Raw genomic sequence first — 25,438 nt, 5'->3', positions numbered from 1 at the left:
CCGCGTACGCACGGCTCACGCCTCTAGGCTGCCGTCCACGCCCCCTCCGGAAGGAATCACCTCCATGACCGATGCGCCGGATGCGCTGGACGCGCTGGAGTCGCCGAATGCGCCGCATGTGACGCCGCGGGCGGAGTTGCTCCTGGACCGAGAGGTCCCCGAAGACCTGCGCCAGGAGCTGGTCGCCGCGTTCGACCGGCTCGGCGCCCCACCGGTCCGGGTCCGGCGCACCCTCGCCCATCGCGGGGCGGCCGACATCCCGTGGATCGTCCTGGCGTCGCTGCCCCTCCAGGCGTTCCTCAGCGGCCTCGGCGCCGAGGCGGTCAAGGACGCGTACGACGCGTTCAAGGGTGTCGTAGGACGGGCTGCGCGCCCCGCGTCGCCCGCCCCCGGCACCTTGGGCGAGGCCCGCGAGGCGCGGCCGATGGTGCTGCGGGACGCGGTCACCGGCCTCGATGTCGTCCTGGAGCCCGATCTACCCTCCGAGGCGTACGAGACGCTCACCGCGCTGGACCTGACGGAGTTCGCGGTGGGGCCGCTGCACTACGACCGCGCCCAGGGTCGCTGGCGTTCCGTCCTTGACGAGGCCGCCGGCTGACCCGCCGGCCGGAGGACGCGGCGGTCCCGCCGCCGCGGATCGGGGGCTGACTGTGACTGCGCGGATCACGTGTACGGACCTGACCCGGGCCGAACAGGCCTGCATCGACGGCGAGTCGGCGCTGACGGAGGGCGCGACTACGACGGCGGAATCCCACTTCCGGCATGCGCTGGCGTTGGTCGGGGTGGGCGTAATGGGGGGTGCCGTTGGGGGTGGGGGCGGTGGGGGGTTGGGGTCTGGGGGTGGTGGATCTGGGGACGGTAGCTCTGGGAGTGGTGGCTCTAGGAGTGGTGGCTCTGGGGGCGGTAGCTCTAGGAGTGGTGGATCTGGGGGCGCTGTCTCCGGAGATAGTGCTTGCGGGGATGGCGCCTTCAGGGACGGCGCCTCCAGGGGTGGCGCCCTCGGAGACGGCCCCTCCAGGGGCGGCACCGTCGGGGGTGACGCCGACGGGGGCGGTCCCGCCGGAGGCGGTGCCTCAAGGGACGGCACCGTCGGGGATAACACCTCCGAGGACGGGCCTGCCGGAGACGGTGCCTACGGGGATGGCGCCTTCGGAGGCGGTCCCTTCGGGAGCGGTACCTCCAGGGGTGGCACCGTCGGGGGTGACGCCGTCGGGGATGACGCCTCCGAGGGTGATGCCGTCGGGGGCCGCCCCGCCGGAGAGGGTCCCGCCGGGGATGGTGCCTTCGGAGAGGGTGCCTACGCGGGCGGTGTCTCCGTAGACGGCGCCTTCGGAGACGGGCCCTCCGGGGGCGGTACCTCGAGGGACGGCACCGTCGGGGGTGACGCCTCGGGAGGCGGTGCCTCCCGGGGTGGTGCCTCCCGGGGTGGTGCCTCCGGGGGCGATCCCTCCGGAGAGGGGCCCTCCGGGGGCGGTGCCTCAGGGGACGGCGCTGGCGGAGGTGACGTCGTCGGGCGTGCGCGGGTCGTCGCGCGGGCGTGGACCGGGGTGGGGCGGGTGCGGCTCGCCCGCGGGGATGTCGAGGCCGCCGAGGCCGAGTTCGAGCGGGCGCGCGGCCTGCGCCCCACGGCCGCCGGGCCCCTGCACTGGCTGGGCTGCGCGGCCGCGCACCGCGGGGACCTCGCTGCGGCGGAGCGTCACCTCACCGCGTCGCTCGCCTGCGCCGTTCCGCACCGCCGCAGCCTCGTCCAGCGCGCCTATGTCCATGTCCGCGCGGGCCGCCCGGACGCCGCGCTGAGCGACCTGCGCGCCGCCGCCCTGGCCGGGCCGCTCGACGACGAGGCCCGCTGGGTCGTGGCGGCCCTGTCGGGCTGCTCGGCGCGCGAGGTCGCGCTGCGGCTGCGCAGGGCGGCCCTCACCTCCCTGACGGGCCTCACTGCGCGGGCGAGCGCCAGTGACGGGCGCGCGGGGGAGGGCGGGGTGGGGGGCTGTGTGTGGGGTGGCGGCCGCCGGAGTGGGGAACTGGGCGGAGAGAGGGGCGGGGAGCGGAAAGGAGCGCTGAGCGGGGGGCAAGGCGGGGCGCGGGGCGGGGAGCCGGGAGGGGCCCCTGGCAGCGGGCGAGGCGGAGTAACGGGTGGGGAGCGTCGCGAAGAGCGGGACGGAGACCGAGGCCGGGAGCGCAGCGGGACACACGCCGAGGAAGGCCACGGAGAACAGGACCGGCACCAAGGCCAAGGACCGGACAGCACACCCGACGGGAAGCGTCGCGGAGAACAGGGCCGAGGCCAACGCCGGGAGTACGCCGGGGCACACGCCGAGGAACGTCATGGAGAACAGGACCGGAACCAAGGCCAGGGGCCGGGCAGCACACCCAACGGGCACCCTCGCGGAGAACAGGACCGAGACCAAGACCAGGGGACGGACAGCCCACCCGACGGGCAACCTCACGCAGAACAGGCCCGAGACCAAGACCCGGACCACGACGGGACACACGCCCAGGAACGGCACGGAAAACAGGACCGAGGCCAAGCCCAAGGGGCAGACAGCACACCCGGCGGGCGACCTGACGGAGAACAAGGCCGAGACCAAGACCGGGAGCACGCCGGGACACACGCCGCGGAACGGCACGGAAAGCAGGACCGGAACCAAGGCCAGGGGCCGGGCAGCGCACCCGATGGGCAGCCTCGCGGAGAACGGGACGGAGAGCAGGGCGGGAAACAGGACAGCGAGCGGGGCGACGGCACGGGCAGGGAGCCGGGTGAGGGCCTGCGTAGCGGGCGGGAGCCCGTAGCGGATGGGGCGTGGGGCCTGCAGCGGTGGAGGCGGGTCGGGGAGCTGATCGAGGCCGCGCGGGGCATCGATCGCAGGCCCTGGTCCTTCGCCCCGCTGTACGCCGTCGCCCTGGTGCGGAGTGGACGGCGCGCGTCCGCCGTCGCGCTGCTCGGGGACGCCGTCCAGCACGACCCCGCCGACCATCGGGTCACCCACACACTTGCCGTGGCTCTCCTCAACTCCCCCGCGTCAGAGGGTGGGTGCGCGTGGGAGCGGTGTGTCGCTGCCTGGGCCGCCCTGCTGCACGACGCCGGGTTCTGGGAGCACGTCCTGAGCGCCGCCAGCCGTCGGTACGGCGTCCCCGTCGAGCCCTCCCTCGTACCCGTCCTGCGCGCCGGGTTGCGCGAGGTGCTCGAACAGCGCATGCCCGACGACACCGCCACCACCCGCGTCGCGCCCGGCCCACTGCTCCAGCGCGAGGCCGACGCCGCGAAGCTCCTCGCGGCTGTCGGCGGCTTCCCGTCCGCCGGGGGTGGCGGGGCGCCGCTGTTCTGCGGGCCGCTGCGCATCGCGGAACTCGGCAGATCGGCGGATTTCGGCGCCTTCGCCGCGACGCAGGGCACGGGGTACGTGGCGCAGGATGCGGGGGCCATGGCGCAGGACGCAGGGGCCGTGGCGCAGGGCGCGGGGGCCGTGGCGCACGACGCGACAGCCACGGCGCCGCACGCGGGGGCCATGGCGCAGAACGCGACAGCCGCAGTGCAGAGCGCGGGGCCTGAGACGCAAGGCGCCCCGGCCCTAGCGCACGGCACAGGGGGCACAGCGCACGGGGCCGGAGCCGGAGCCGGAGCGTACGGCACAGGAGTCGCAGCCCCCGGGACCGAGGCCGGAGCCGGGGCCGGGGCATACGGCACAGGGGGCTCAGCCGGGGCCGGGGCGTACAGCACCGGAGGCGCAGCGCACGGTGCCGAGCCCCTCGCACCGAGCGGCGCCGACATCGCCGCCTCGACCGCGCCGCCCCCACCCCACCCCGGCCCCCTCGCCTTCGCCTTCTCCGAACTCGGGTTCGCCCAGCTCCTGTTGCGGCAGGACAAGGCGGCCGACGCGCTCGCCGCGCTCAGCGAGCTGCGGTGTGCCGAGTGCCGGGCGGCGCGGGGCGGGCCCGGGGCGGGGGCCGTGTGTGAGCCGGGGTGTGTGCGCTTCGATGAGCTGAACCCGGGGTACGCGGGGCTCCCGGACAAGCACCGCAGGCTTGCCCTCGACGCGCGCGGGCTGGCCCTGGAGGCGCGGCTCAGCATGGGGCGCGCCGAACTGAGGGAGCCCCGCCCCGACTTCGGGGCAGCCGCCGCGTACTGGCGGCGGGCGCTGGTGCACAGCAGGGAGCTGGACCGGTACCGCGAGACGCAGACCGCCATCGTCGACATGGCGCTCGGCGCGGCGCGCGACGCACACCGCGCGGGGCGGCTGACCCTCGCCGTGGACACGTTGGACATGACCCGTTCGGTGATCGGGGCCAATGAACGGGGGCGGATCGAAGGGCAGTTGGCGCGGGTACTGGCCGATCGGGGGATCTCCGTCGCCAACGACGACGAGGCGTTGCTCGACCAGCCCGCGGCCGACCTGCGCCGCTCCGTCGCCTTCAACCCGCACCTGCTGCGGGCGCAGGTCAGCCTCGGCGTCGTGCTGCGCGGGCTCGCCCTGGCCCGCTGGAGCTCGGGCAGCCTGTCGGGCGCACGGGCGACCCTGCGCGAGGCCATCGACCAACTCACCGCCGCCCTCACGTACTTCCCGGACGACCCCTACCTCGAAGAGCAGCGGGAAGCCGCCGTCGCCGACCTCGACCACGTCATGTGGCAGCCCGACGAGAGTGGGCAGTGACGGCCGTGCTCACCTACGAGGAACTCCGCATCCGGGTCCGCCCCGTCGGCGCCGCCCGCTATCTCGTGACCGCCAACGGACCGGCGTGCGCGGCCGAGGTCATCGCGGTCGGCGGTGAGCCCGCGGCGTTCCGCGAGCAGTGGGACCGGCTGATCTCGGCGGAGCTCGGCCTCGCGCCGATGGGCGAGCAGCACACCGTGGCGCAGCTGCGGACGCTCGGCCGGGGCGTCTTCCGGCTGCTGTTCGGCGAGGCGGGACCGGTGGAGGAGGACGGTGAGGGCGAGGCCTGCGAAGGGGTCGGGGCCCACGTCGGGGCGTGCGTCGACGCGGCGCTCGACCGCGCCCAGCGGATGCGTCCGGCGCGCGGGCTGCGGCTCCGTTTCGATCTGCCGCCGGAGCTGCGCGACCTGCCCCTGGAGTCGCTCTGCGCGCCGCCCGGCAGCCCCCAGCAGTCGCTCGCCCTCAGCCACGGCTACTCCCTGGTGCGCTCGCTGGCAGGCGGGCCGCTGGGGCAGCGACTGCCCGAACCCGCGGACGAGCCGAGCCTGATCCGGCTCCTGGTCGCCTGCGCCTCGCCGCGCGGCCTCGCCCCGTTGCGGGCCGCCGCCGAGGTGGCCGCGCTCCGCCAGGACCTGCCCGAAGTGGCCGTACAGACCACGGTGTTGGAGCGGGCGACGCGCGCGGGCCTGGAGTCGGCGCTCGGCGCGCACTCCGAACTCCCCACGGCCGTGCTGCTGATCGCGCACGGTTCGTACGACCAGGAGATCGGCCAAGGCGTGGTGGCCCTGGAGACGGAGACCGGCGGCGTCGACCGGGTGCCCGCCGATCTGCTCAGCGCGATGCTGCTCAAGGCGCGACGACTCCGGCTCGTCGCTCTCAACCTCTGCTCGGGCGCGGACAGTTCGCACCTCGAACCCTTCTCCGGGCTCGCCCAGGCCCTGATCGGCGGAGGTGTGCCCGCCGTGGTGGCGATGCGGGGGCGGGTCAGCGACGTGTCGGCGGGCGTGTTCAGCCCCGAGTTGCTGAAGGGCATGGCGACCAACAAGACCGTCGACGAGGCCGTGGCCGCCGCACGGCTGCGCATCTCCCACCAGCCGGGGCACACGGCGGTGGAGTGGGCGACGCCCGCGCTGTTCCTGCACGAGGGGTGCCGGCAGGGCTGGCTGTTCAAGGCGCGCGAGGTGCGGGACGACGAGTTCGGTGCCGGGGCGGCGGCGGACCCGCTGCGCGAGGGCGAGGACGCGCTGCGGACCTTCCAGAGCCCCGTCGGCCACGTCGGCTCGACGGTCCTGATCGGTGCGGCCCGCTTCCAGCGCGACCTCGGGCACTGGGGGCAGGTGCTGCGGATCCTGCGGACGGCGACGCGGAGTTACGCCGACGAGCAGCGCCGGATGCGGGCGGAGGCCGCCTTCGAACTGGCCTGGCCCGAGCTGGAGAAGCTGTGCGCGCTGCTCGCCGGGGAGCGGGACGCGGCGGCCGCGGAGGCGCAGCTGGACGTGGTGCGTGAGCTGTTGCCGGGGCCGGTGCCGGGTGTGCTCGCCGCGGAGGTCGCCGGGCTGCGGCGGCTCGCCTCCCTCGTCGCCGAGGCGCGCGCCGCGGAGACGGCCGGCGACTGGACCACGGCCATCGGCCGGTACGAGGAGGTGCTCGCCGCCCGGCCCGGCGGGCTGCGGGACGTGCCGGAGCGGCTCGCGGCGGCACGGGACGAGCTGCACGTCGCCCGCACCTGCGAGGCCGCCGAGCGGGCACGGCAGGCGGGCGACTGGGGCGCCGCGGCCCATGGCTACGCCGCCGTCCTCGCGCTCCGCCCGGCCCACGGCACCGCCACGGCGTGGTCCTCCTATGTGGCAGGACGGGCCGCCGAGGAGCGCTCCGACTGGCGTACGGCCGAATCCGCGTACGCGGCGTGCGCGGGGCTCGACGACGCGGCGCCGCGGGCGGCGTACGCGCGGGGGCGGGCGGCGGCGGAGGCCGGGGACTGGCCCGCGGCGCGGGAGGCCTTCGCGCAGGCGGGACCCGACCACGGCGCGTGGGTGGCCTACTCCGCGGGCCGGGCGGCCGAGTTGACCGGTTCGTGGGCCGCGGCGGCCGAGAGCTTCGCGGCCGCGGACGGCTTCCTGGACGGCGGCGTACGGCTGCTGTACGCGCGGGGCTGCGGCGCGGCGGAACAGGGCCGCTTCGCCGCGGCCCTGGCAGACCTGGAGGCGGCGGCCGCGCACGGGTGGCGTGCCGCGGAACCGTTCCTCGGCGACCTGCGCGCGCATGTGTACGAGGCGGCGCTGGCCCGCGTGGACGCCGCGGACTGGCCGGCCGTGCTCTCCCACCTCGCCGCCCTGCCGGACGACTTCCGCGCCACCCGGCCTCTGCGGCAGTACGCGCGGGGCCGGTCGGCGGCGGCCGCGAGTGACTGGGCGGCCGCGGCGGAGGCCTTCGCGGGGTGCGGGGGCCCCGGGGCGGCGGAACACGTCCCTGCCGACGCGCAGGACCTCTGCGCCTACGCCCGGGGACGCCTCCGTCAGACGGAGGGGCGGTGGGACGAGGCACTCGCGCTGTTCGGGGGGCTGCCGTCCGAGATGGGGGACGTACCCGACCGGGTGCTGTACTCGCGTGGGCGGGCCGCCGATGCGCGGGGCGAGTGGAACGGCGTCATCGACGGGTTCGGGCGGCTGCCCGACGATTACGCGGACGGTGAGGTGGGCGTCCGGCGCCTCTACGCACGCGCACGCGTGGCCGCCGATCTGCGCGGCGACTGGTCGGCCGTGCTCAGCCTCCTCACCGGCGTGCCGGACGCGGCGCGGGAGGGCGCGGTGGGCGCCCTGCGCCGGAAGGCCGAGGGCCGCCGTGCGGAGGAGAACGACGACTGGGAGACGGCGTGCGCCATCCACGCCAGGGCCTTCCCGAACGGCCTCCCGAAGCTCCCCGGAGCAGCCGGTCACGAAGCCGCCCCGGAACCCCCCGAGGCCTCCGACCACGCAGCATCCCCGGCGTCTCCCAGGGCCCCCGGTCACGAAGCCGCCCCCGAACCTCCCGGAGCCCCCGACCACCAAGCCACCCCGGCACCTCCCAGCACCCCCAATCACGCAGCCACCCCCCAATCCCCCGCAGCCCCCGACCACGCAACCACCCCCCAACCCCCCGAAACCCCCGAACCCCCCGACCACGAAGCCCTCCACCTGTACCTCTACGCCCTCGCCCGTACCCATGAGCTCGGGGAGCGGTGGCAGGACGCCCACGACGTCTATCGGGAGATGGACGACGCGTGGGCCGATGTCGGCGTGCGGCGGCGGTATGTGTGGGTGCGCGTCGAGGAGGCGAGGGCCGTGGGGGCCGAGGCCTGGCGGCGGGTCGTCGAGGCGTACGCGGCGCTGGAGCGGGAGGGCGTGCGGGGCGTGGACGTCGCCGCGCGAGCCCGGTACGCGCGCGTGCGGGCCGCCGAGGCCGAGGGGGACTGGGCCGGTGTGGCCGCCGAGGCCGACGCGCTGGGGACCCATCGGGACGCGCCCGCCGTCGCCGCCTACGCCCGCGGCCGCCTCGCCGACGCGCACCAGGAGTGGCAGCGGGCCGCCGACGCGTTCCGGCAGTGCCCCGGGCACCGGGACGCCGAAGCCCATCTGGCGTACGCGGAGGGCAGGTTGCTGGAGGCGGCGGGGCGGTGGAGCGCCGCCGTCGCCGCGTACGAGCGGGCGGGCGGCGCCCTGGACCGGGCGGACGTGCGGTGCCGCAGGCTGCGGCGGCTCGTCGGGCTGCTGCCCTGGGCGGACGGGCTGACCGGCGCTCCCCTGGTCGCCGACCCGTTCGCCGTGCGGGACCAGGCGTTCCCGTACCTGGCGCTGCGGGACGCGGGCGTCGACCCCGGCGCCTCCATGGACGTCGTCAAGAACGCCTCGTACGCCCTCCTGGAGCGCGGCTCCATGTCGTGGCACGAGCGGGTCGCCCTGGAGCGGCTGCGGCTGCCGGGGCGGCGCCTTCAGCTCGACGCGCTGCTCTACCGCTGGCACTCCCCCGCCGCGCTGCGGGACGCGCTGGCCGGGCTCTCGCCGGACGACGGGCCCGGCCTCCTCGACGCCTTGTGCGAGCGGTCCCCGCAGGACGCCCCGCTGCTGCTCCTGCTGGCCAGGGACCGGGAGGCGGCCGTCGCCGAGTGGGAGCGGCGGCTGACGGCGGCGCCCGGCGACATGGCCGTGCTGCACGGGCTCGCCGCGGCCCGGCTGTGGCAGGCACAGGAGCTGGAGCAGAGCGGGGCGTGGGAGCACGCGGTGCGGGCCTGGGAGTCGGCGCTCGCGTACTGGGCGACGCTGCTCAGCGACGACGAGTACTGGGACGGCTGGCGCGCCGAGCGTGCCGCCGCCTATGAACGCGACGTGACGCACGACGACATGGCGTCGCTTCGCTGGGAGCTGAGCCAGCACCTCTTCGGGCAGCTGTCGGCGTACGAACAGCGGCACACCGAGCAGGACCGGCCCCAACAGGCGGACGCCTACCAGGCCTTGGCGGCCCTTCTGGAGTCCGAGCTGGGCGGCGCGCGGGTCCTCAAGGACGTGGGCGGGCTGCCGTCCGTGCCGGGCGCGGGCGCCACGCTGGCCTGCGGGCCGCGCTATCTGCGGCTGCTCCGCCTCCAGGAGCCGCTCGCGGAGCTGGCCGCGGGTCTCGACGCGGCCGCCCAGCAGGGCAAGGACCCGGGCGAGTACGCGGTGCGCGAACTGCGCTGGGCGTTCTCGGAGTTGGCGCCGAGCTTCACGCTGTCGGAGGTGCGGAAGTTCGAGGCGGCGCTGCGCTCGCTGCCCGCCTTCCGCACCCTGACCACCCTGCCGGAGGACTGCGCAGGCCCCGCGTCGCAGGCGTCGCACCTGGAGGAGTGCGAGCACTGCCAGGACTTCCTGCGGCGCAACCCCGCGTACGTACGGCTGCCGCGACGGCACGCCCGGCTCCTCCAGGACGGCGTCGAGCTCGCCGTGCACGTCCGGCTCGCCCTCGCGAGGACGGCCCTGACGCGCGGCGACGGCGGGCTCGACGAGGCGTTGGCGCACTGGGGCGAGCTGGTGAAGGTGTCCCGCAACGCCGGGATGCAGGCCCGCTCCAAGAAGGCCGTGATCCGCACGGTGCTCGGCCGGGTCGAGGCGCTCACCGACGAGGACGGCGTGCAGCTCGGCGGCTGCCTTGACGAGGCCGTCACGCTCGTCGAGTCGGCCCTCACCGTCCTGCACCCGCTCGACCGCGACCTGCTCAGCCAACTGCACGCGAAACTCTCCGCGTTGCTGTCCATGCGCGGCGTGTGGCGCGGCTACACCCGCACCAAGCACGGCATGCGCTCCGACATGCACGGCGCGGAGGCCGATCTGCGCCGCGCCCTCGCGCTCAACCCGGAGTCGAGCCACGCCCGCGACAACCTCGCGCGGGCCTTCGTCTTCACGCTCGACGAGCGGACGTACGAGGTGCCCGCGCGCCTGAAGCTGCTCCACGAGGCGCTCGGTCTCCTCGACGTGGGCCTCGGCCAGGCGCTGACGCACCGGTACCGCGAGACGCTCGGCGAGGCCCTCGACGAGATGGAGAAGCTGCTCACCCGGCACCTCGGCGTCGCCGGCATGGGCGCCCTGATCCGCAGCGACGGCCAGGAGGCGCCGCCCGACGACAACGACCTGGCGTCGTGGGCGGCCGAGCTGACCGACCGGGCGGAGCGGGCGCTGCGCCGCGGCGACATCCTGTGGGCCCTGCACCACCTGATCCGCGCCACCCGCGCGGAGCCCACCGACAGCCGGATCAGACGGGCCCTGCTCGACGCCGTGCACCGCTGGCTCGCCGAACTCGCCCCGGACACCAAGCCGCTTGACAACGGAGAAGGAGGCAGCGTCGCGTGATCGAGGACCCTTCCGCCGACGGGGGCGGACCCTCACCCTATGAAGTGCTCGCCCCGGCGGGCGTGACGCCCTGGACGTCCCACAAGGACATGCAGGACGTCTCCTTCGAGCTGCTGGCCCGGCATCTGATGACGCCGGTCACCCAGCAGGCGTGGGACGAGCTGCGGGGCGTACGCCGCAGACTCCTCGTCGACCTGTTCCTGTACGACGTGGACCCGGCCGCCGAACTCCCCCTGGCCCTGGACGACATCGACCGCGCGCTCGCCGCCGAACCGGACACGCCGCCACGGGACGCGGTGCGCCTCCCGGACGAGCTGCTCGACCTGATCCGGTTCGATGTCTGACCCGACGGCCCGGCTCGCCTACGAGCACGCCCGCGACCTCGCCGCCCGTGACGCCGCGCACCGCGCGCTCACCGAGCGGCTGTTGCTGCGGTGCGCCGACGCCCTCGACTCCTTCGACCGGCTCCTCGCCGACGGCGCGGCGACCGATGTGGAGACGTACCGCCGCAGCCTCGCGCTGATCGCCGGACAACTGGAGAGGGACCTGGCGGAGGAGGGGCTCGAACGCGTCGGGCACGTGGGTGAGCCGGCCGAACCGGCCACGCACCACATCGTCGAGGTGCGCGCCGCGCCGCCCGGCGCGGCCGCCGACGAGGTCCTGGAGATCGTGCGGCGCGGATGTCGGTACCGGGGGCACGTGCTGCGCGCCGCCCGGGTGGTGGTCGCCGTCGACGGCGGCACTGAGCAAGGGACGGAGCGGGAATGAAGGCCATCGGTATCGATCTCGGCACCACGAACAGCGCGGTCGCCGCCCACGATCCGCACCGCGCGGGCATCGCGGTGCTCACCAACAGCAAGGGCGAGCGGCTGACGCCGTCCGTGGTCGGCGTCATGCACCGCGACGGCAAGGACCAGCCGCTCGTCGGCGAGGACGCGCTGAACTGGGCGGTCAGGCAGCCCAAGGAGACCATCGTCTCCGTCAAGCGCCTGATGGGCAGGGACTTCGCCGACGCGTCGGTGGCGCGGGCGCGCGACCGGATGAGTTACGACATCGTGGCGGGCCCCGACGACGACCCGCGGGCGTACGTGCTGCTCGGCGGCCGCGCCCGCACCCCCGCGGAGATCTCAAGCGTGATCCTGGACAAGCTGGTCAGGGACGCCTCGCGGGTCCTCGGCGAGCCCGTGACGCACGCCGTGATCACCGTGCCCGCCTACTTCCGGGACGCGCAGCGGGCGGCCACGCGCGAGGCCGCCGAGAAGGCGGGCCTGGTGGTGAAGAAGATCGTCGACGAGCCGACGGCGGCCGCGGTCGCCTTCGGCCTGCACAAGCCGGGCGGGGCGCGCAGCCGGGTGCTCGTCTACGACCTGGGCGGCGGCACCTTCGACATCTCGATCCTCAACACGGTCAAGGACCAGGAGGGCCGCAGCCAGTTCCAGGTCCTGCGGGCGGCCGGGGACATCTGGCTGGGCGGCGACGACTTCGACCTGGCGATCGTGGAGCGGATCATCGCGTGGATGCGGGAGGAGCACCACGTGGACCCGGCCGGGGACAAGGGCTTCCTGTTCCAGGCGAAGAAGGCCGCCGAGCGCGCCAAACGGGAGCTGAACGACATGCCCGAGGCGTACATCGTGATCCCGGCGGCGTACCGCAGCGAGAACGGCGTCCTCGACGTCGAGATGAAACTGACGCGCGGCGAGTTCCAGTCGATGATCGCGCCGCTGGTGGCCCGCACCATGGATCTGGTCCAGGAGTCCCTGGCCCGCTACGAACTCTCCACCGACGACATCTCGGACGTGCTGCTGGTGGGCGGCGGCACGCTCACCCGCCCGGTGTACGAGGCGGTCGAGGCGTTCTTCGGCGCGGACAAGGTCCGCAGGAACATCAACCCCATGGAGTGCGTCGCCTTCGGCGCGGGCGTGCTCGCCGAGACGCTGCGCGGCGTCGAGTGCTCTGACCCGGAGTGCGCCAAGGTCAACGAGTACGGGGCGGAGGCCTGCGGAGCCTGCGGCCGCGGCCTGGCCGACGGGCGCTCCAAGGGCGACACGGGGCTGTACGAGTCGACGCCCATGGCGATGGGCATTGCCGCGATCAAAGGCAGCCAGCGCGATGTGTTCGTCGAGATCATCGAGGCCGGCTCGCCCTATCCGCTCTCCGAGCCGCGCCGGCGGACGTTCCACGCGACGGACAGCCGCCGCATCCGCGTGCCGGTCTACGAGGGCGACAGCAAGGTGGCCAGCGAGAACCACGAGCAGGGCGTCGTCGAGTTCGAGCTGCCGCAGGAGATCGAGGTCAACCGCCAGGTGGACGTCTCCTTCAACTACTCGGCGGACCGCATCATCACGGTGAAGATCTCGGTGCGCGGCACGGACATGGTCCACGAGGCGACGCCGAGCCGGGAAAAGCCGCGCACCCCGCCGCCCGAGCCCGTCGAGGAGCTGGACAGCGCGGTGCTGCGCGAGCAGCTGGGCTACGCCGAGCGGGAGGCCGACCACTTCCTGAAGCGGTACGGGCCCTACATCGAGCCGGTGCAGGCGATGAAGGTGCGCCGCGACATCGAGCAGGCGAAGCGGGCGGTCGCGATGGGCGACAGCGGCGAGTACAAGCGCCTCACCGAGCTGCTGCTCGACGACATGTACCGCCAGTGCGGTCTGGCCAGCCAGTTCCGGCAGGCCGAACTCGCCTCCGAGGGCGCCCCGCCGGAGACGGTCCGGCAGATCAACGAAGCGGTGGAGTACGTCAAACAGGCCCACCGGCAGGGCAACAGCGTCGGCACCGCCCAGCAGGCCCGCAACCTCGTGAACCTGGTCGCGGTCGCCCAGTCCGAGCGGGCCGTGCCGACGCTCCCCGACAAGCCGGACTACGAAGGCATCCTGCGGTTCGCCGAAGAGACGGCGGGCGGATGACACAGGCGCGGCCCGCGGCGGGGGAGGCGGCCCCCGTCAGCCTCGGCATCGACTTCGGCGCCACGGGCATCCGCGCGCTCCACGCGCTGCCGAACGGGCCGGGGCGGCGGCTCGACGCGGAGTGGGGCGACGGGCCGTGGCTGCTGTGCGAGCCGACCGACATGGGCGAGCTGCCCGTGACCTTCCCGAGCCTCAAGAGCCGCCTGGGCAGCGGCCGTCCGGTGCACGTCGGGGGAAAGCCGGTCGACGCGGACCGGGTCGTGGTGCGCCTGCTGCGGTCGGTGCGGGAGCGAGTGGAGGCGGCGGCGCCGGGCCGCGTGGCACAGACGGTGATCAGTGTGCCCGCGCGCTTCGGCTCGGCGCAGCGGGCGGCGCTGCGGGACGCGGCGCGCGAGGCGGGCCTCGACCCGGCGCGGCTCGTCAGCGACTCCATGGCCGCGGTGATCGGCCACATGACGGACCGGGACAGCGGCACCTGCCTGGTCTACGGCATGGGGTACGAGGGGTACGAACTCGGCCTGATCCGCAGTGTCCGCGGCCACTTCCGCTCCCTCGGCTACGAGGGCGGGGCGACATCGGGAGGGCGCGCCTTCGACGCGGAGACGCTGTCGTCGGCGGTGCGGCTGCTGCGCAGGCACCGTGGCGCGGCCTCGGTCACGGGCGTCGACCCGGCCGTCTGGCAGGGCCTTCGCGCGCGCGGACAGGAGGCGCGGGAGGCGCTCGGCGCGCCGGGCGGCCCGGAGGCGGCCGTGCTCGACCTGGAGCTGGGCGCCGGGCCCGCGCTGTGGGTGCGGTTCGCGCGGCCCGACCTCGACGCGTATCTGGACCGGCACGTGGGGCGCACCCTCGACCGGGCGCAGGCCCTGCTCGACCAGTCGGGGATGACGCCGTCGGACGTGGACACGCTGCTGCTCGTGGGCGGCAACACCCGTATGGAGCAGGTTCGTTCGCGGGTCGCGGGGCTCGGCGGGCAGAGCGTGCAGGCGCCGCCCGAACTCCTCGCGCTCGGCGCCCTGAAGCACGCGGTGCGCCTCGCGGGCGGCGCGGCGTCCTCCGGCCCCGCCGCCCTGGAGGAGGGCCCGCTGGAACCCTCCGGTTCGTCCCACGACACCCTCTCCGACGCACCGCCGCTCACGGCGACGCTGGTGGGGCTGGAGGAACGGGGGGGTGCGCGCGGGGGCGACGCTTCGGAGGGTTCGCGGGGCGAGGCTGGGGCGAGGACCGGTGAGGTACGGGAATCGGGTGATGTACGGGGTTGGGGTGCCCTGCGCGAGTCGGGTGGCGGACGGGGCGGGGGTGCCCTACATGAGCCGGGTGCCGGACGGGACACGGGTGCCGGGGACGCAGGTACCGGACGGGGCGCAGGTACCGGACGGGACGCAGGTGTCGGACGCGACCCGCGTGCCCGACGTGATTCCGGTGCCGGACACGACCTCGGTGCCGGACGCGACGCAGGTACCGGACGGGACACAGGTGTCGGACGCGACCCGCGTGCCGGACGTGATCCCGGCGCCGGACGGGACGGAGGTGCCGGACACGGCCCGGATGTTGTGGGTGAGGTGCGTGTCGGGCGGGATGTGCGGCAGGCGCGGATGTTGGTTCGGCAGGGGCGGGAGGGCGAGGCGGCCGCATTGTTGCGGGAGATCATCGCGGAGGCGCGGGAGTTGCTGGACGAGCTGAACCGGCGTCCCCCACCGCCGCCGCCCGATCCCGTACCGCCCGCCCCCGACACCGCCCCGCTCACCAGGAACGACCCCTTCTCCGCGACCGACCCCTTCCCCTCGACCGGCCCGCCCCCGTCGCCGCCCGCCGGGCCCACCTCAGGACCGGCCCTCGACCACGTCTCGCGGCGCCGGCTCGCCCGCGCCCGGGCCCTCCTGTCGCTCGGCCGGTACGACCACGCCGTGCAGGCCGCGCACCTCGCGTGGCAGGACGCGGCGACCAGGCCGACCGGCGCCGACATGCTGGACGCGATGATCGACGTGCACTGCGCGGCCGCGATGGCGGACATGGCGCCCGAGCACTTCGCCGACGCCGAGCGGTGGCTCAACTGCGCGTACAACCACGATCCGACGAACGTGCGCGTACGCGGCCTGCTCGCCGAGCGCACCTTCCGGCACGCCGTGGAACTGGACCGGCGCGGTGCGCGGGATGAGGCGATAGAGGCCCTGGGGAAGTGCCTCACGTGGGATCCTGAACACGCCGAAGCGGATGCGCTGTTGCGGCGATTGAACCGTGATGGCAGGAACCGGCGCGGCAGGGGGGACGTCCTCGGGCAGAGACCCCTCGATCCGCCCCCATGAAGCACTTCACAAGCACTCCACAAGCACGCCGTAAGCCAGGCCCGTACGCCAGGGAGGGTTCCGTTTGACGCCCGCACAACTGCTCGACAAAGCCTTGGTCGTCAAGGAGTTGCGGCGGCTGGCGGTCCTGCCCGCGCTCGCGCCGCGGTCGGCCGAACTGACCGTGCTGCACCAGGACTTGAGCTCCGGCAACCAGCTCGACCGGTGGGCGGAGATCGACCTCGTCCAGGCCTATGTACGCCCGGAGAGCGTCCGGGTCTCCCCCGACCGGCGGCCGGGGCGGCACGACCGCCTGCTGGAGGCGGCCCTCGGTGTGCTCGTCTTCGTACCGCTGCTGATCACCTGGTTCGGCCTCCGGGAGGCCGTGCGCGCGTACGGGGAACTCGCGAAGGAGGACCCCGAGCAGTCCACGCGACCCTTCCTCCAGCTGTGGCAGTCCGGCTTCGGCGGGCACCTCTCGTCGCTCGGGCGCTTCGAGAACGTGGCCCTGATGGCGGTCCTCCTGATCGCCCTGCTCGTGGGGCTCTCCGTGTGGCACGCGCGCGTGCGGGTGCGCTCCGAGCGTGCCGAGGACGCGCAGGAGGCGACACAGGACCGGCTGCTCGCGGAGCTGGCTTCGGTGCTCACGCGCACGCAGATGCTGCTCGCGTCGCACCGCAGCGCGTCGCCGCAACAGTTCACCGCGGAGCTCACCAAGGCCGCCCTGAAGATGCAGCAGCTGACGAACAAGGCGGAGCGGAGCCACAACGCGCTCACCGGCGCCACGACCTCCGTCAGCCAGGCCACCGACGCACTCAAGCAGGCGGCGCAGTCCCTGACGAAGGAGGTGCCGAAGCTCGGCGACGCGGCGGACCGCATCAACACCACGCTGCGCACCGGCGCGGAGGAGACCGCCAAGGCGGGCCGGGCCAACGCGCTCGCGGCCCGCGGGATCGCCGACCACGTCAAGACGGCGGGCGACACGGTCGAGGCGTCCCTGAAGGCCCTCGTCGCGGCCCAGCAGTCGCTCGTCGCGAAGTCCGAGTCGGTGGCGAAGGCGACCGAGCTGGCCTCGCAGGCCCTGGTGACGAGCACGGGGCGCACGGGCGACGCGGTGGACGGCATGCGTGAGGCCACGGAGCGCTGGGACGCGGCGGCGGCCCACTGGCAGGACGCGGCCGCCCGCCTCGACGCCCGCATGGGCACGCTGGCGGGCGCACTGCCTCCGCTGTCGCCGCGGAGCGGGACGTACGGCGGGGGCGACGGGGCGTACGGTGGCAACGGTGGCTCTGTGAATGGCGGGGGCCGCTCGCCCGGCGCGGCGGCCGCCAACCACCCCCCTAACGAGGGGAGTTCCGTGCCGGCGCCGAGCACAACCGTCGATGCACCACTGGACCCACCCCTCGACACACCTCTCGATCCCCCGACGACGCGCCTGCCGCCGCCCCGGCCGCAGGACGGAGGCGCCGCGTGAGCCGAGGCGGCCGGAGCCGGCCGCGGCGCGGCGGCCGGCCCGGCGTCGTCGTGCTCGCGGGGTGGCTCTTCGCCGATCTGCTGCTCGTGCTCGCGCTGGTGTCGATGGCCGACCGGCCCGACCCCCAGGCAGACGACCGGCCCGAGCCCCGCCCCTCCAAGAGCGGTTCGGCCACCCCCACCCCGACGGGACCGCGTGCCGTCGACCGCCACCCCCAGGAGTTCGAGGTGGCGGGCCGCAAGAAGGGCGACCTCGTCGAACAGATCAGGAAGGACACCCGCAAGTGGGCGGGGCGCGAGGCCGCGCTCGTCCTCACCTTCGGCGGCAGTTCGAACGGCACGGCCTACGCCCACCGCGTCAACGGCCTGCTCGGCAAGGCACGTCCGGAGATGTTCACCAGGAAGACGGCGACGGACGACTACCACAGCCTCGGCAAGCGCGCGGAGACCGCGGTGGTCCGCGTCTACTTCTACACCGCGCCGGGCGGCTGAGCCATGGCGGTCCTGCGTCCCGGCGAGCACCCGAAGGCGAGCGGCGCGCGCCCGCCGCTGCCCGTCCTGCCCCGCTGCCCCGGTCTGCGCGGTTACGTCCAGATGCACGACGCGATCCGGCAGTTGAACTTCCGGCACGCGGCGGACGCCCTGCGCGCGCCCACCCCCGCCCCCGCGCACGACGCCGTCTTCGGCACGCTCCCCAAGGCCCGCACGGACGACGGCTTCCGTGTCCTCGACGGGCTCTGGTTCCCCGGCCGCGGCGGCCTCTGGCACCGCGTCGACCTGCCCTTCGTCCGGCGGGCACGCGGCCAGTGGCTGTCCTCGTCGGATCCGCGCGCCGACACCGCGGCGGCCGTGGTGGACACGCTGGAGACCCTGGTGCGGGACGACACGATGGGGCTGCGGCGCCTGGTCCTGTGGGAGGTGTGCTGCCTCCTCAGGGACGGCGGCGAGCGGCCCGGTGAGGCCGAGGCCGTCGCCCTCGGCGTGCACCGCAGCGAGGCGGGGCTGCTCGCCGCGGCCGTCGCCGCCGGGTTCCCCGCGACCGGTCCCGCCCGGCACGCCGCCGAGACCCTGAACGACGTGTGGCCCGGTGTGCGGCTGCGCGCGGCGGAACGGCTCGTGGCGCGGCTCCCGCGCGCGTCCGAGTACCCCGACGGACCGGCCGACCACCGCCTTGCCGCACTCGTCGACGGCATCCGCGCGCGGGCCGACGAGGTCGGGCGGCTCGCCGCCGACGCCGCCGCGGCCGAGGCCACCGGCGCGTGGCGCACGGCCGCCGACGCCTGGCTGGGCGCGCTGCGTCTGGCCAGGGACGACCCGGAGGCCCAGGCGGGGCTGCTGCGCGTGGCCGCGTTCCTCGCCGACGATCCCTTCGTCCCCGCGGGGTCGCGGGTGACGGCCGTGACCGACGACCGTGCCGTACGCCTGTCCTGGTGCGCGCCCGAGCGCGGCGGCCGCCTCGACGACGTGTCGTACCGCGTGCTCCGCTTCCCCGACGGCGCCCCGCACCTGGCCGTCGAGACGGCTGCGGGCGAGACGGGCCTCGACTCCGTCGACGCGGACGCGCCCGTCGGCCGGCCCCTCCGCTACGCCGTCGTCCCGCTGCGCGGGGAGCGCCTCGCCGGTGTGCCGCGCGTGACCGCCCCGGTGCTGCTCACCCCGGTGGTGACGGAGGCGCGCGCCGCCGTCGTGCCGGGCGGGCTGCGGCTGCGGTGGCGGCCCGACCCGGCGGCGGCCGAGGTGCGGGTGACCCGGTCGGGGACCGGGGCGGAGACCGGCGGCTGGGGCGAGTCGTCGTTGGTGCGGGTGCCGTGCGCACACGACCGGGTGCTCGACGTGCCGCTCGCCCCGGGCACGTACACGTACGAAGTGCGCTGCGGCTACCGCGACCCGGACGGCGACCTCGTCTGGTCCCGCGGCGTGACCGTCACCGCCCGCGCCGAGCAGTGGCCGTCACCGGTCGAGGAGCTGACCGTGCGGCGGCACGCGGACGGCGAGCGGGTGACCATTGCCTGGCGGCCGCCCGCACTCGGCGACGGGCTGCTCCTGCCGTGGACGGCGGGCCCCGTCGAGCCGGGCACGGACGTCTCCCACGTCGTGGGTCTCGTGGACCGGATCCCGGCGACCGCGGTGGGCGCGGAGTCCCACGTCGAGCTGGTGCCCGCGCCCGAGCAGCGGGTCCGGGTCACGGCGGTGAGCGTGCTGGGCGGGCGGGCCGTGTCGGGCCCCAGCGTCATCATCGAACACCCGGCGCGGATCGGCGTGTTGACGGCCCGCAGGGTCGCCGCCGACCGGGCCGAGCTGCACTTCGACTGGCCGGAGCCGGCGGTCCTGGTGCGCGCCGCGTGGACCGACGGGCGGCGGGGCGGGGAACAGCGCGTCGCGCGCAGCACCCACCGTGCCGGACACCCCGTCGTCATCCCCGTCCCGGCCACGGAGTGCACCGTCACGGTGACCCCGCTCCCCCGCCCCGACGCGGTGGCGATCACTCCCGCCCCTGCCGTCACCACTCTGCCCGCGGCGCCCCCGCCACCGCCGCCACCGCCGCCTCCGCCGCCGCCCGCCCTGTCCCGCTGGACCACCTGGTGGCGTCGGCACTGGCGCCGCCGACGCCCCTGAGAGGAGGGCGGGGGCTGTCTCACCGGGCGAAACGCTCGGTCATTCCTTCACCACCGCCTCCGTGCCCCCGCCGAACTCGATGAGGAGGCCCGTGCGGAGGGCGATGGTCTTGCCGGGGTCGACGTCCCGTACCGTGCCGTCGTCCTTGCGGGCCGTCCAGACGGACTTGGTGCGGTTGGTGAGGCCGAACCTGCCGCGCTGCTGCGGGTGTTCGGTGACCTCGCCGACCACGGCGGAGAAGTCGTGGCGGTCGGGGTCGTCGCGCAGGTGGTGGGCGTAGACGCGGGCGCTCGGGGCGAGGCGGATGCCGCGCCGGGTGCGGAGCGAACCGGTGCCGGTGACCAGTTCGAGGCGGGGCGGCAGCGTCAGGGTGGTGCGGCACTTCCAGCAGTCGGGCGGCGCGCCGTCGGGCTGGGTGAGGTTCTGCTTGCCGCAGGTGCCGCACTGGGTGATGGCGTCGAGGACCTGGCTGAGCGCGTCGCGCCACACCGTCTCGCGCACCCGCTGCGTGGGGTTGCTCAGGCCCTTGGTGAACGTGTGGACGAACAGGTCGCGCAGGATCTGCGGCAGCGCGCCCCACGTCGCCACGACGGTCGGCTGCTCGCCGGGCACCGGGCGGTTGCGGGTGTCGGACGGGTCGTAGACGAAGACCGGGTCGGTGCCGTACAGCCTGCGTTTGGCGGCCTCGTCCATGCAGCGGATGTTCAGGGCGAGGGCGCCGTTGAACGGGTGGTCGTTCATCAGGAGCAGGAAGAGCAGCACGGCCAGGGAGTGCAGGTCGGTCTGGGTGCCGGGCTCCTTGCCCTTGTCGCCGCGGACCAGCTCCGGCGCCATGAAGTCCATGGTGCCCGCGACGGCGGCCTCTGCGCCCTCCACGACGGCGTTGTCGTTGTCGCAGATCAGGACGTCGCCGGTGCGCGGGTCGAAGAAGATGTTGCCCCAGTTGATGTCGCGGTAGGCGATGCCGCGGGAGTGCAGGGCGCGGTAGGCCTCGACGGTGTGCAGCGCCACCGTCACCAGGGTGCGCATCGTCGCGGACGCCACCGACGGGTCGCGGCGGAAGAGCGCGGGCAGGTCGCAGAAGCGCGCGGGCCGTACGTCCATGAGGTAGCCGAAGCCGGGCTGCTTGCCCTCGGGGTCCATGACGATGGAGCGGGGCCACAGGAAGCGGGGGTCGTCCCAGCCCTTGGCGATGAGCCCTTCGAGGATCTCCCGCTGGCGGGCGTCCGCCAGCTGGGGGTAGTACCACTTGACCGCGCGGTCCCCGGTGGCCGTCTGGACGCGGTACACCTCGCCCTGGCCGCCCGAGCCGAAGAGGTCGGCGACCTTCAGCTTCTCCCCCGACTCGGCCACCAGGGTCTTCCCGGCGGCGAGCATGCCGTTCACCATTCTGTTTCTGTTCCTCTCTGCGCTCAGGGCTGCTGCCCTCGCGGTTCGTCGCTGCGCTGTGGGGGCACCGCTATGGCGCCCACGAGGGTCGTGTCGTCCCCGGAGTACTTGGCGGCCCGCCCGAGCCAGTCCGGGAGTTGGGCCTGCACCGCCGCCACGCCCTGTCCCGCGGCGCGGTCGCCGAGGCCGGTGGCGAAGTCCAGGAACCCCTGGTGGTCGGCGAAGCTCTTGGAGAGCCCGTCGGTGGAGAGCAGCACGCACGGCGGCGCGCCGCCGGTGAAGGGCTGCCAGTGCGACCGCATCTTGCGCCAGGGCTCCGGCTCGCAGAGCGAGTCGGTCTCGTCGCCCATGTCGGGCCCGGTGGAGAGCGGGGTGTGCGGGACACCGCGGTCGTCGACGAGCACGATGTCGCCGTCACCCAACTGCCAGCAGAACAATGTGTGTTCGGTCAGTACGGCACCGATGAGGGTACTGCCGTACGCGGCGAGGTCGGGGGCCTGCGGGCGAGCGCCGCGGCCGGTCCTGTCCTTCGTCGCGAGCGGCCGGGCGCCGTGGGCGGGCGAGTTGCTGTCGTACAGGACGGCGCGCTCGCGCCAGCGGTGCCCCACCTGCTGCGGCAGCCGCCGGGCCTCCTCGCGCAGCGCGGACCACCCCGCCGCGTCGGCGCCGACGCGGGCGGCCTCGCGCGCGAAGGCCTCCGCGCACCGGGTGAACTCCTCGACCGCCCAGTACGCGCCGAGGTCGCTGCGGAAGTGCGCGGCGCTGCCGTGCCCGTCGGCGACCGCGAGGACGGCCGCACGGCCCTCGGCCACCGGCAGGGCGACACCGCGGTCCTGGCTGTACTTCTTCGCCACTCCCTTGACCGCGCCGCTGAGCAGCGCCCAGGGCCCGGCCGCCGCGGGCCCCGGCCCGGTCGTCGTCTCCGGTCCGGTCACCAGATGTCGTCTTCGCCCTTGGTCATCGACGGCACGTCGAGCGGCGTCGCGGGCTTCGCGCCGTCGTCGACCTTGGGGGTGGAGGCGTCCTTGACGACCGCGGTGGACATCCAGCGGATGGCGGCGGCGAGCTGGCGCGGGTTCTTCGCCTGCAGGGGCTCCAGCTCGGGGTTGCCGAGGAACTCCTTGAGCATGCTCTTGTCGGCGTCGTCGCCGATGGCCACCGCGACGCGGACGGCCCGCTTGCCCCACGGTGTGCCGTCGATGGCGCGCAGTCCGGCCCGCCAGTCGTCGGTGGGCTGCCCGTCCGAGGCGAGGGCGAGCACGGGCGGCAGGGCGCGCTGCGGCATCGGCGGGGTCTGGAGCGCGCCGGCCGCCAGCTTGAAGGCGGCGCCCATGTCCGTGCCGCCGTAGATGTGGACGTCCTCCCAGGTGAACCGGTCGACCGGGGTGGCATCACCGACGTGCCAGCTGGCGCCGCTCGCGAAGGTGATGGCGCGCACGAGGAGGGACGCGGCGGGGTTGGACTGGGCGGCCTGCTGCATCTCGGGGATGGCTTCGCGGATGGCGAAGTTCAGTTCGCCGATCTTGCCGTTCACCCCCATGGAGCCCGAGCAGTCGAGCATCCAGATGAAGTGCACGGGGCGGCTCGCCATACTGCCGCCGGGGAAGTTGTCGACGACGGTCTCGCTGGTGTCGCTCACACTGGTCCTTTCGTGGGGTGTCGGTAACTCGCTCAGCTCTGTTTCCGGGCGACGGTCTCTGCTTCCGGGCGACGGTCGGCTCTGCCGCTGGGGGACGGTCAGCTCTGCCGCCGGGGAGGGAAGGTCAGCTCTGCTCCTGGGCGACCCGGTGACGCCATGCCGTCCATTCCTGTACGTCCTGCTCCTCCCGCTGGAGGACGGTGGCCACCTGCCCGAGGTGGTGGTGGTCGAGGTGCGCGAGGACGGGCGCGAGGGCCCGGTCGAGCAGTTCGGCGGCGACCTCGCGCCATTCCGCGCTGACGCCGTGCCGCCGCCGGGGCCGCCAGATGTGGTAGTAGGCGGCTAACTCGGCGGGCCTGCCGGGCAGTTCGCGTACGAGACGGTCTCGGGTCCGCTCGTCGAGGAGGTGCGCGCGGTAGGACCGCAGCAGGTCGGGGCTCGCAGCGACGAGGATCTGCAGTCCGTGCGCCTCGCACACGTCGAGCGGGTTCGCCCCGGCGAGGGCGCGGCCCACCCGCTCGTCGACCCCCCGCCGCAGGACCGTGCCGAGCGGCAGCACCTTCCGGTTGAGTTCCCGTAGGCGGGCGACGGACGCCCTGGTCAGGGCGAGCCGCCCGTCGGCGAGGTCCTGGGCGGTCACGAGCAGGTCGGCCGTGTCGCGGTCCTGGGCGCCCAGCTTGCCGTCCTTGCGCATCTCCCGTGCGAACTCGACCAGTTCGAGGTCGCAGTGGTCGGGTTCCTTGAGCCAGCCCATGACGCGGCGGCCGAGGTCCGCCTCGATGATCAGGCGGGGGGTGCAGGTGCGGGCCACCCAGGGCTGTTCGGCCCGGTCCGGCGGGTCGTTGCGCCAGACGATGCGCCAGAGCAGGAGCAGGGTCGTCGTGTCCTGGACCCGCTGCCCGGTGAGGAGTTCGGTGAGCCGCTCGAAGAGTGCGGCGCCGTGCAGCCGGTCCGGGGGGCCGCTCCAGTGGGCGGCGGCCGCGGCGAGGCGGACGGTGAGCGGCGCGTCGTCGATGTGGCGCCGCAGCCAGTCGCCCTGGGGGGAGTCGGCGAGGTCGCGCAGGCGGTCCAGTTTGCGCTCGGTGAAGTCGGCGATGAGCAGCCGGAGCACGCGGCGGGTGAGGGCGAGGCTGTCGAGTTCGGTCAGGACCTGGACGGCCTGTGCGCAGTCGCGCCGCTCGGGGTGGAGCAGGGCGTCCGCGAGGCGTTCCATGGCCTTGGCGAGGCCGGGGCCGCCGTCGGCTCCCACGGCGAGGGCGAGCCGCAGCGGCTCGGTCCAGGTGGACATGGGGTCGCGGAGCCTGGCGCGCAGGGCGTCGTCGGCGCGGCCGCCGTACTCGTCGCGCAGTTCCCGCCAGGCCTCCTGGCCGAGCGGCAGGCCTTCGAAGGCGGCCAGGTCGGGCAGTGTGCCGCGGCCGCGGGACGCGTCGAGGCGGTGCTTGACGAGGGCGAGGGCGAGGGGCCGGGCCGCGAGGGCGTGGTCGCCGTCGAGTCCCCGGCAGAGCCTGTCGAGTTCGTCGAGGGTGCGCGGGTCGGCCTCTCCCCTGGTCACGCTCTGGGCGAAGGCGTCGATGACGGCGCGGAGGGAGTCGCCGCCGAGCCCGGCGAGTTCGGCGCCCGAGAGGGCGCCGGGTCCGGAGAGGGCATCCGTCCCGTCGCCGCCTGCCGTCCCGGTGTTTCCTCCGGAGATCAGCGGGAGCAGCGCGAAGGGGCCCTCCGGGCGTGCGGCCGCTCCGGGGGCGGGGCGCGGCGGGTTCCCGGCGAGCCACCGCTCGGCGGTCAGCCGGGCCCAGGCGTCGGGCTCGGCGGGCGGGCTCTCCGGCCCGCCCGTGCCGTCGTGCACGCGGTACAGGTACTCGACCGTGGCGTCGTCGGAGCGGTCGAACACCGTGTCCGGGCCGGTGCCGATGATCTGCTGCGGGGCCCGGCGCGGGTCGGTGGTCCAGGTGGTGAACGTCAGTGCGGCGACGTACTCCTCGGGCAGTGAGGCGCACGCCAGCGCGATCCAGCGGGCGACGGTCTCGGAGTCCTCCTCCACGAGGACGATCTGCCGCCCGGCGGGGTCCTCGAAGAGCCGGCGCACGTCGGCGAGGAAGGGCGCGACGCGGTCGGCGCGCGCCCGGGCGAACGCGACCAGGAGCTCGCGGTCGAAGTGCGCCTCGGGCACGGGCAGTTCGGACTCGACGAACCCGGCGCCGAGCGTGTCGTCGGCGTCCGCCTCCCAGCCCGCGGAGCGCCAGGTGTCGATGGGCCACACGGGTCCGGGCCCGGGGGTGTCGGCGCTCAGATGCAGCGCTTCCACGCGCCGGCCGGGAAGCGCGGCGCACAGCAGTCGGCCGCCGTCCGGGAGGAGGCTGTAGCTCAGCTCGGTCCCGGCTCCCATGACGCGCGCGACGACGGCACGCAGCGCGCTCGCGTCATCGGGCGTGTTCTCGTGTGGTTGCTGCCCACGCCCGTCCTGGTCCGCGGGGACCAGGAGGAGGGTTCCGGTGTCCGGCTCGTGACCGAGCCGGTAGCTGAGGCGACGGATGGCCATGCCACATTCTGACCAACCGCGGCACCGGACCGCAGGCCGTCCGCCAAGTTCACCCCCGCCCCTCGGGCAGGCCATTCGCACCTGGTCGAACAC

The 25,438-nt window shown here is 74.8% G+C and carries 15 protein-coding genes; 10 read left to right on the top strand and 5 right to left on the bottom strand.

Translation table 11 applies throughout. The annotated features are described in order from the left end of the window. Positions 1-64: 64 nt before the first annotated feature. On the top strand, positions 65-598 hold the full coding sequence (locus ACH4D5_RS23640) for a hypothetical protein (RefSeq protein WP_398305889.1): 534 nt from the start codon (positions 65-67) through the stop codon (positions 596-598). 880 nt (positions 599-1,478) lie between these two features. Here ACH4D5_RS23640 and ACH4D5_RS23635 read toward each other — a convergent pair. Continuing rightward, on the bottom strand, positions 1,479-2,234 hold the full coding sequence (locus tag ACH4D5_RS23635; RefSeq protein WP_398305886.1) for a hypothetical protein: 756 nt from the start codon (positions 2,232-2,234) through the stop codon (positions 1,479-1,481). 669 nt (positions 2,235-2,903) lie between these two features. Here ACH4D5_RS23635 and ACH4D5_RS23630 point away from each other — a divergent pair. The 9 genes from ACH4D5_RS23630 to ACH4D5_RS23590 all read left to right on the top strand — a co-directional run bounded on the left by ACH4D5_RS23630 (position 2,904) and on the right by ACH4D5_RS23590 (position 19,781). Next, positions 2,904-4,649, top strand: a complete 1,746-nt coding sequence (locus ACH4D5_RS23630; RefSeq protein WP_398305883.1) for a hypothetical protein — start codon at positions 2,904-2,906, stop codon at positions 4,647-4,649. Further along, complete coding sequence (locus ACH4D5_RS23625; RefSeq protein ID WP_398305880.1) at positions 4,646-10,504, top strand: CHAT domain-containing protein; 5,859 nt, start codon at positions 4,646-4,648, stop codon at positions 10,502-10,504. The genes ACH4D5_RS23630 and ACH4D5_RS23625 overlap by 4 nt, the downstream gene beginning before the upstream one ends. After that, positions 10,501-10,848 carry a hypothetical protein gene (locus tag ACH4D5_RS23620; protein WP_398305877.1) on the top strand — a complete coding sequence of 116 codons (348 nt, stop codon included), beginning with the start codon at positions 10,501-10,503 and terminating at the stop codon, positions 10,846-10,848. Before ACH4D5_RS23625 ends, ACH4D5_RS23620 begins: the two co-directional genes overlap by 4 nt. Then, complete coding sequence (locus tag ACH4D5_RS23615; RefSeq protein WP_398305874.1) at positions 10,841-11,272, top strand: nucleotide exchange factor GrpE; 432 nt, start codon at positions 10,841-10,843, stop codon at positions 11,270-11,272. Before ACH4D5_RS23620 ends, ACH4D5_RS23615 begins: the two co-directional genes overlap by 8 nt. After that, the gene (locus tag ACH4D5_RS23610; RefSeq protein ID WP_398305871.1) at positions 11,269-13,410 is read left to right on the top strand and encodes an Hsp70 family protein; all 2,142 of its coding nucleotides are present in this window, start codon (positions 11,269-11,271) and stop codon (positions 13,408-13,410) included. The genes ACH4D5_RS23615 and ACH4D5_RS23610 overlap by 4 nt, the downstream gene beginning before the upstream one ends. After that, positions 13,407-15,713, top strand: coding sequence for an Hsp70 family protein (locus ACH4D5_RS23605; protein WP_398305868.1), 2,307 nt, complete (start codon positions 13,407-13,409; stop codon positions 15,711-15,713). The genes ACH4D5_RS23610 and ACH4D5_RS23605 overlap by 4 nt, the downstream gene beginning before the upstream one ends. Positions 15,714-15,777: 64 nt before the next feature. Continuing rightward, the gene (locus tag ACH4D5_RS23600) at positions 15,778-17,166 is read left to right on the top strand and encodes a hypothetical protein (RefSeq protein ID WP_398305865.1); all 1,389 of its coding nucleotides are present in this window, start codon (positions 15,778-15,780) and stop codon (positions 17,164-17,166) included. Continuing rightward, positions 17,163-17,657 (top strand): hypothetical protein, encoded by a 495-nt coding sequence (locus ACH4D5_RS23595; protein ID WP_398305862.1) that lies wholly within the window; start codon positions 17,163-17,165, stop codon positions 17,655-17,657. Before ACH4D5_RS23600 ends, ACH4D5_RS23595 begins: the two co-directional genes overlap by 4 nt. A gap of 3 nt (positions 17,658-17,660) precedes the next feature. Continuing rightward, positions 17,661-19,781 carry a hypothetical protein gene (locus tag ACH4D5_RS23590; RefSeq protein ID WP_398305859.1) on the top strand — a complete coding sequence of 707 codons (2,121 nt, stop codon included), beginning with the start codon at positions 17,661-17,663 and terminating at the stop codon, positions 19,779-19,781. A 39-nt stretch (positions 19,782-19,820) separates the two neighbouring features. On the opposite strand, the gene ACH4D5_RS23585 is transcribed toward ACH4D5_RS23590, so the two are convergent. The 4 genes from ACH4D5_RS23585 to ACH4D5_RS23570 all read right to left on the bottom strand — a co-directional run bounded on the left by ACH4D5_RS23585 (position 19,821) and on the right by ACH4D5_RS23570 (position 25,345). Then, on the bottom strand, positions 19,821-21,170 hold the full coding sequence (locus ACH4D5_RS23585; protein ID WP_398305856.1) for a protein kinase: 1,350 nt from the start codon (positions 21,168-21,170) through the stop codon (positions 19,821-19,823). 23 nt (positions 21,171-21,193) lie between these two features. Then, positions 21,194-22,105, bottom strand: a complete 912-nt coding sequence (locus ACH4D5_RS23580; RefSeq protein ID WP_398305853.1) for a protein phosphatase 2C domain-containing protein — start codon at positions 22,103-22,105, stop codon at positions 21,194-21,196. Further along, on the bottom strand, positions 22,102-22,761 hold the full coding sequence (locus ACH4D5_RS23575) for a tellurium resistance protein (protein WP_398306065.1): 660 nt from the start codon (positions 22,759-22,761) through the stop codon (positions 22,102-22,104). The genes ACH4D5_RS23580 and ACH4D5_RS23575 overlap by 4 nt, the downstream gene beginning before the upstream one ends. 172 nt (positions 22,762-22,933) lie before the next feature. Beyond that, complete coding sequence (locus ACH4D5_RS23570) at positions 22,934-25,345, bottom strand: GTPase-associated protein 1-related protein (RefSeq protein ID WP_398305850.1); 2,412 nt, start codon at positions 25,343-25,345, stop codon at positions 22,934-22,936. Positions 25,346-25,438: the final 93 nt, after the last annotated feature.

The sequence above is a fragment of the Streptomyces sp. NPDC018029 genome, from assembly GCF_044327655.1.
In the GTDB taxonomy this organism is placed as follows: domain Bacteria; phylum Actinomycetota; class Actinomycetes; order Streptomycetales; family Streptomycetaceae; genus Streptomyces.
Note: the sequence above shows the minus strand (reverse complement) of the source record. Positions and strands in the feature narration are given on the sequence as shown.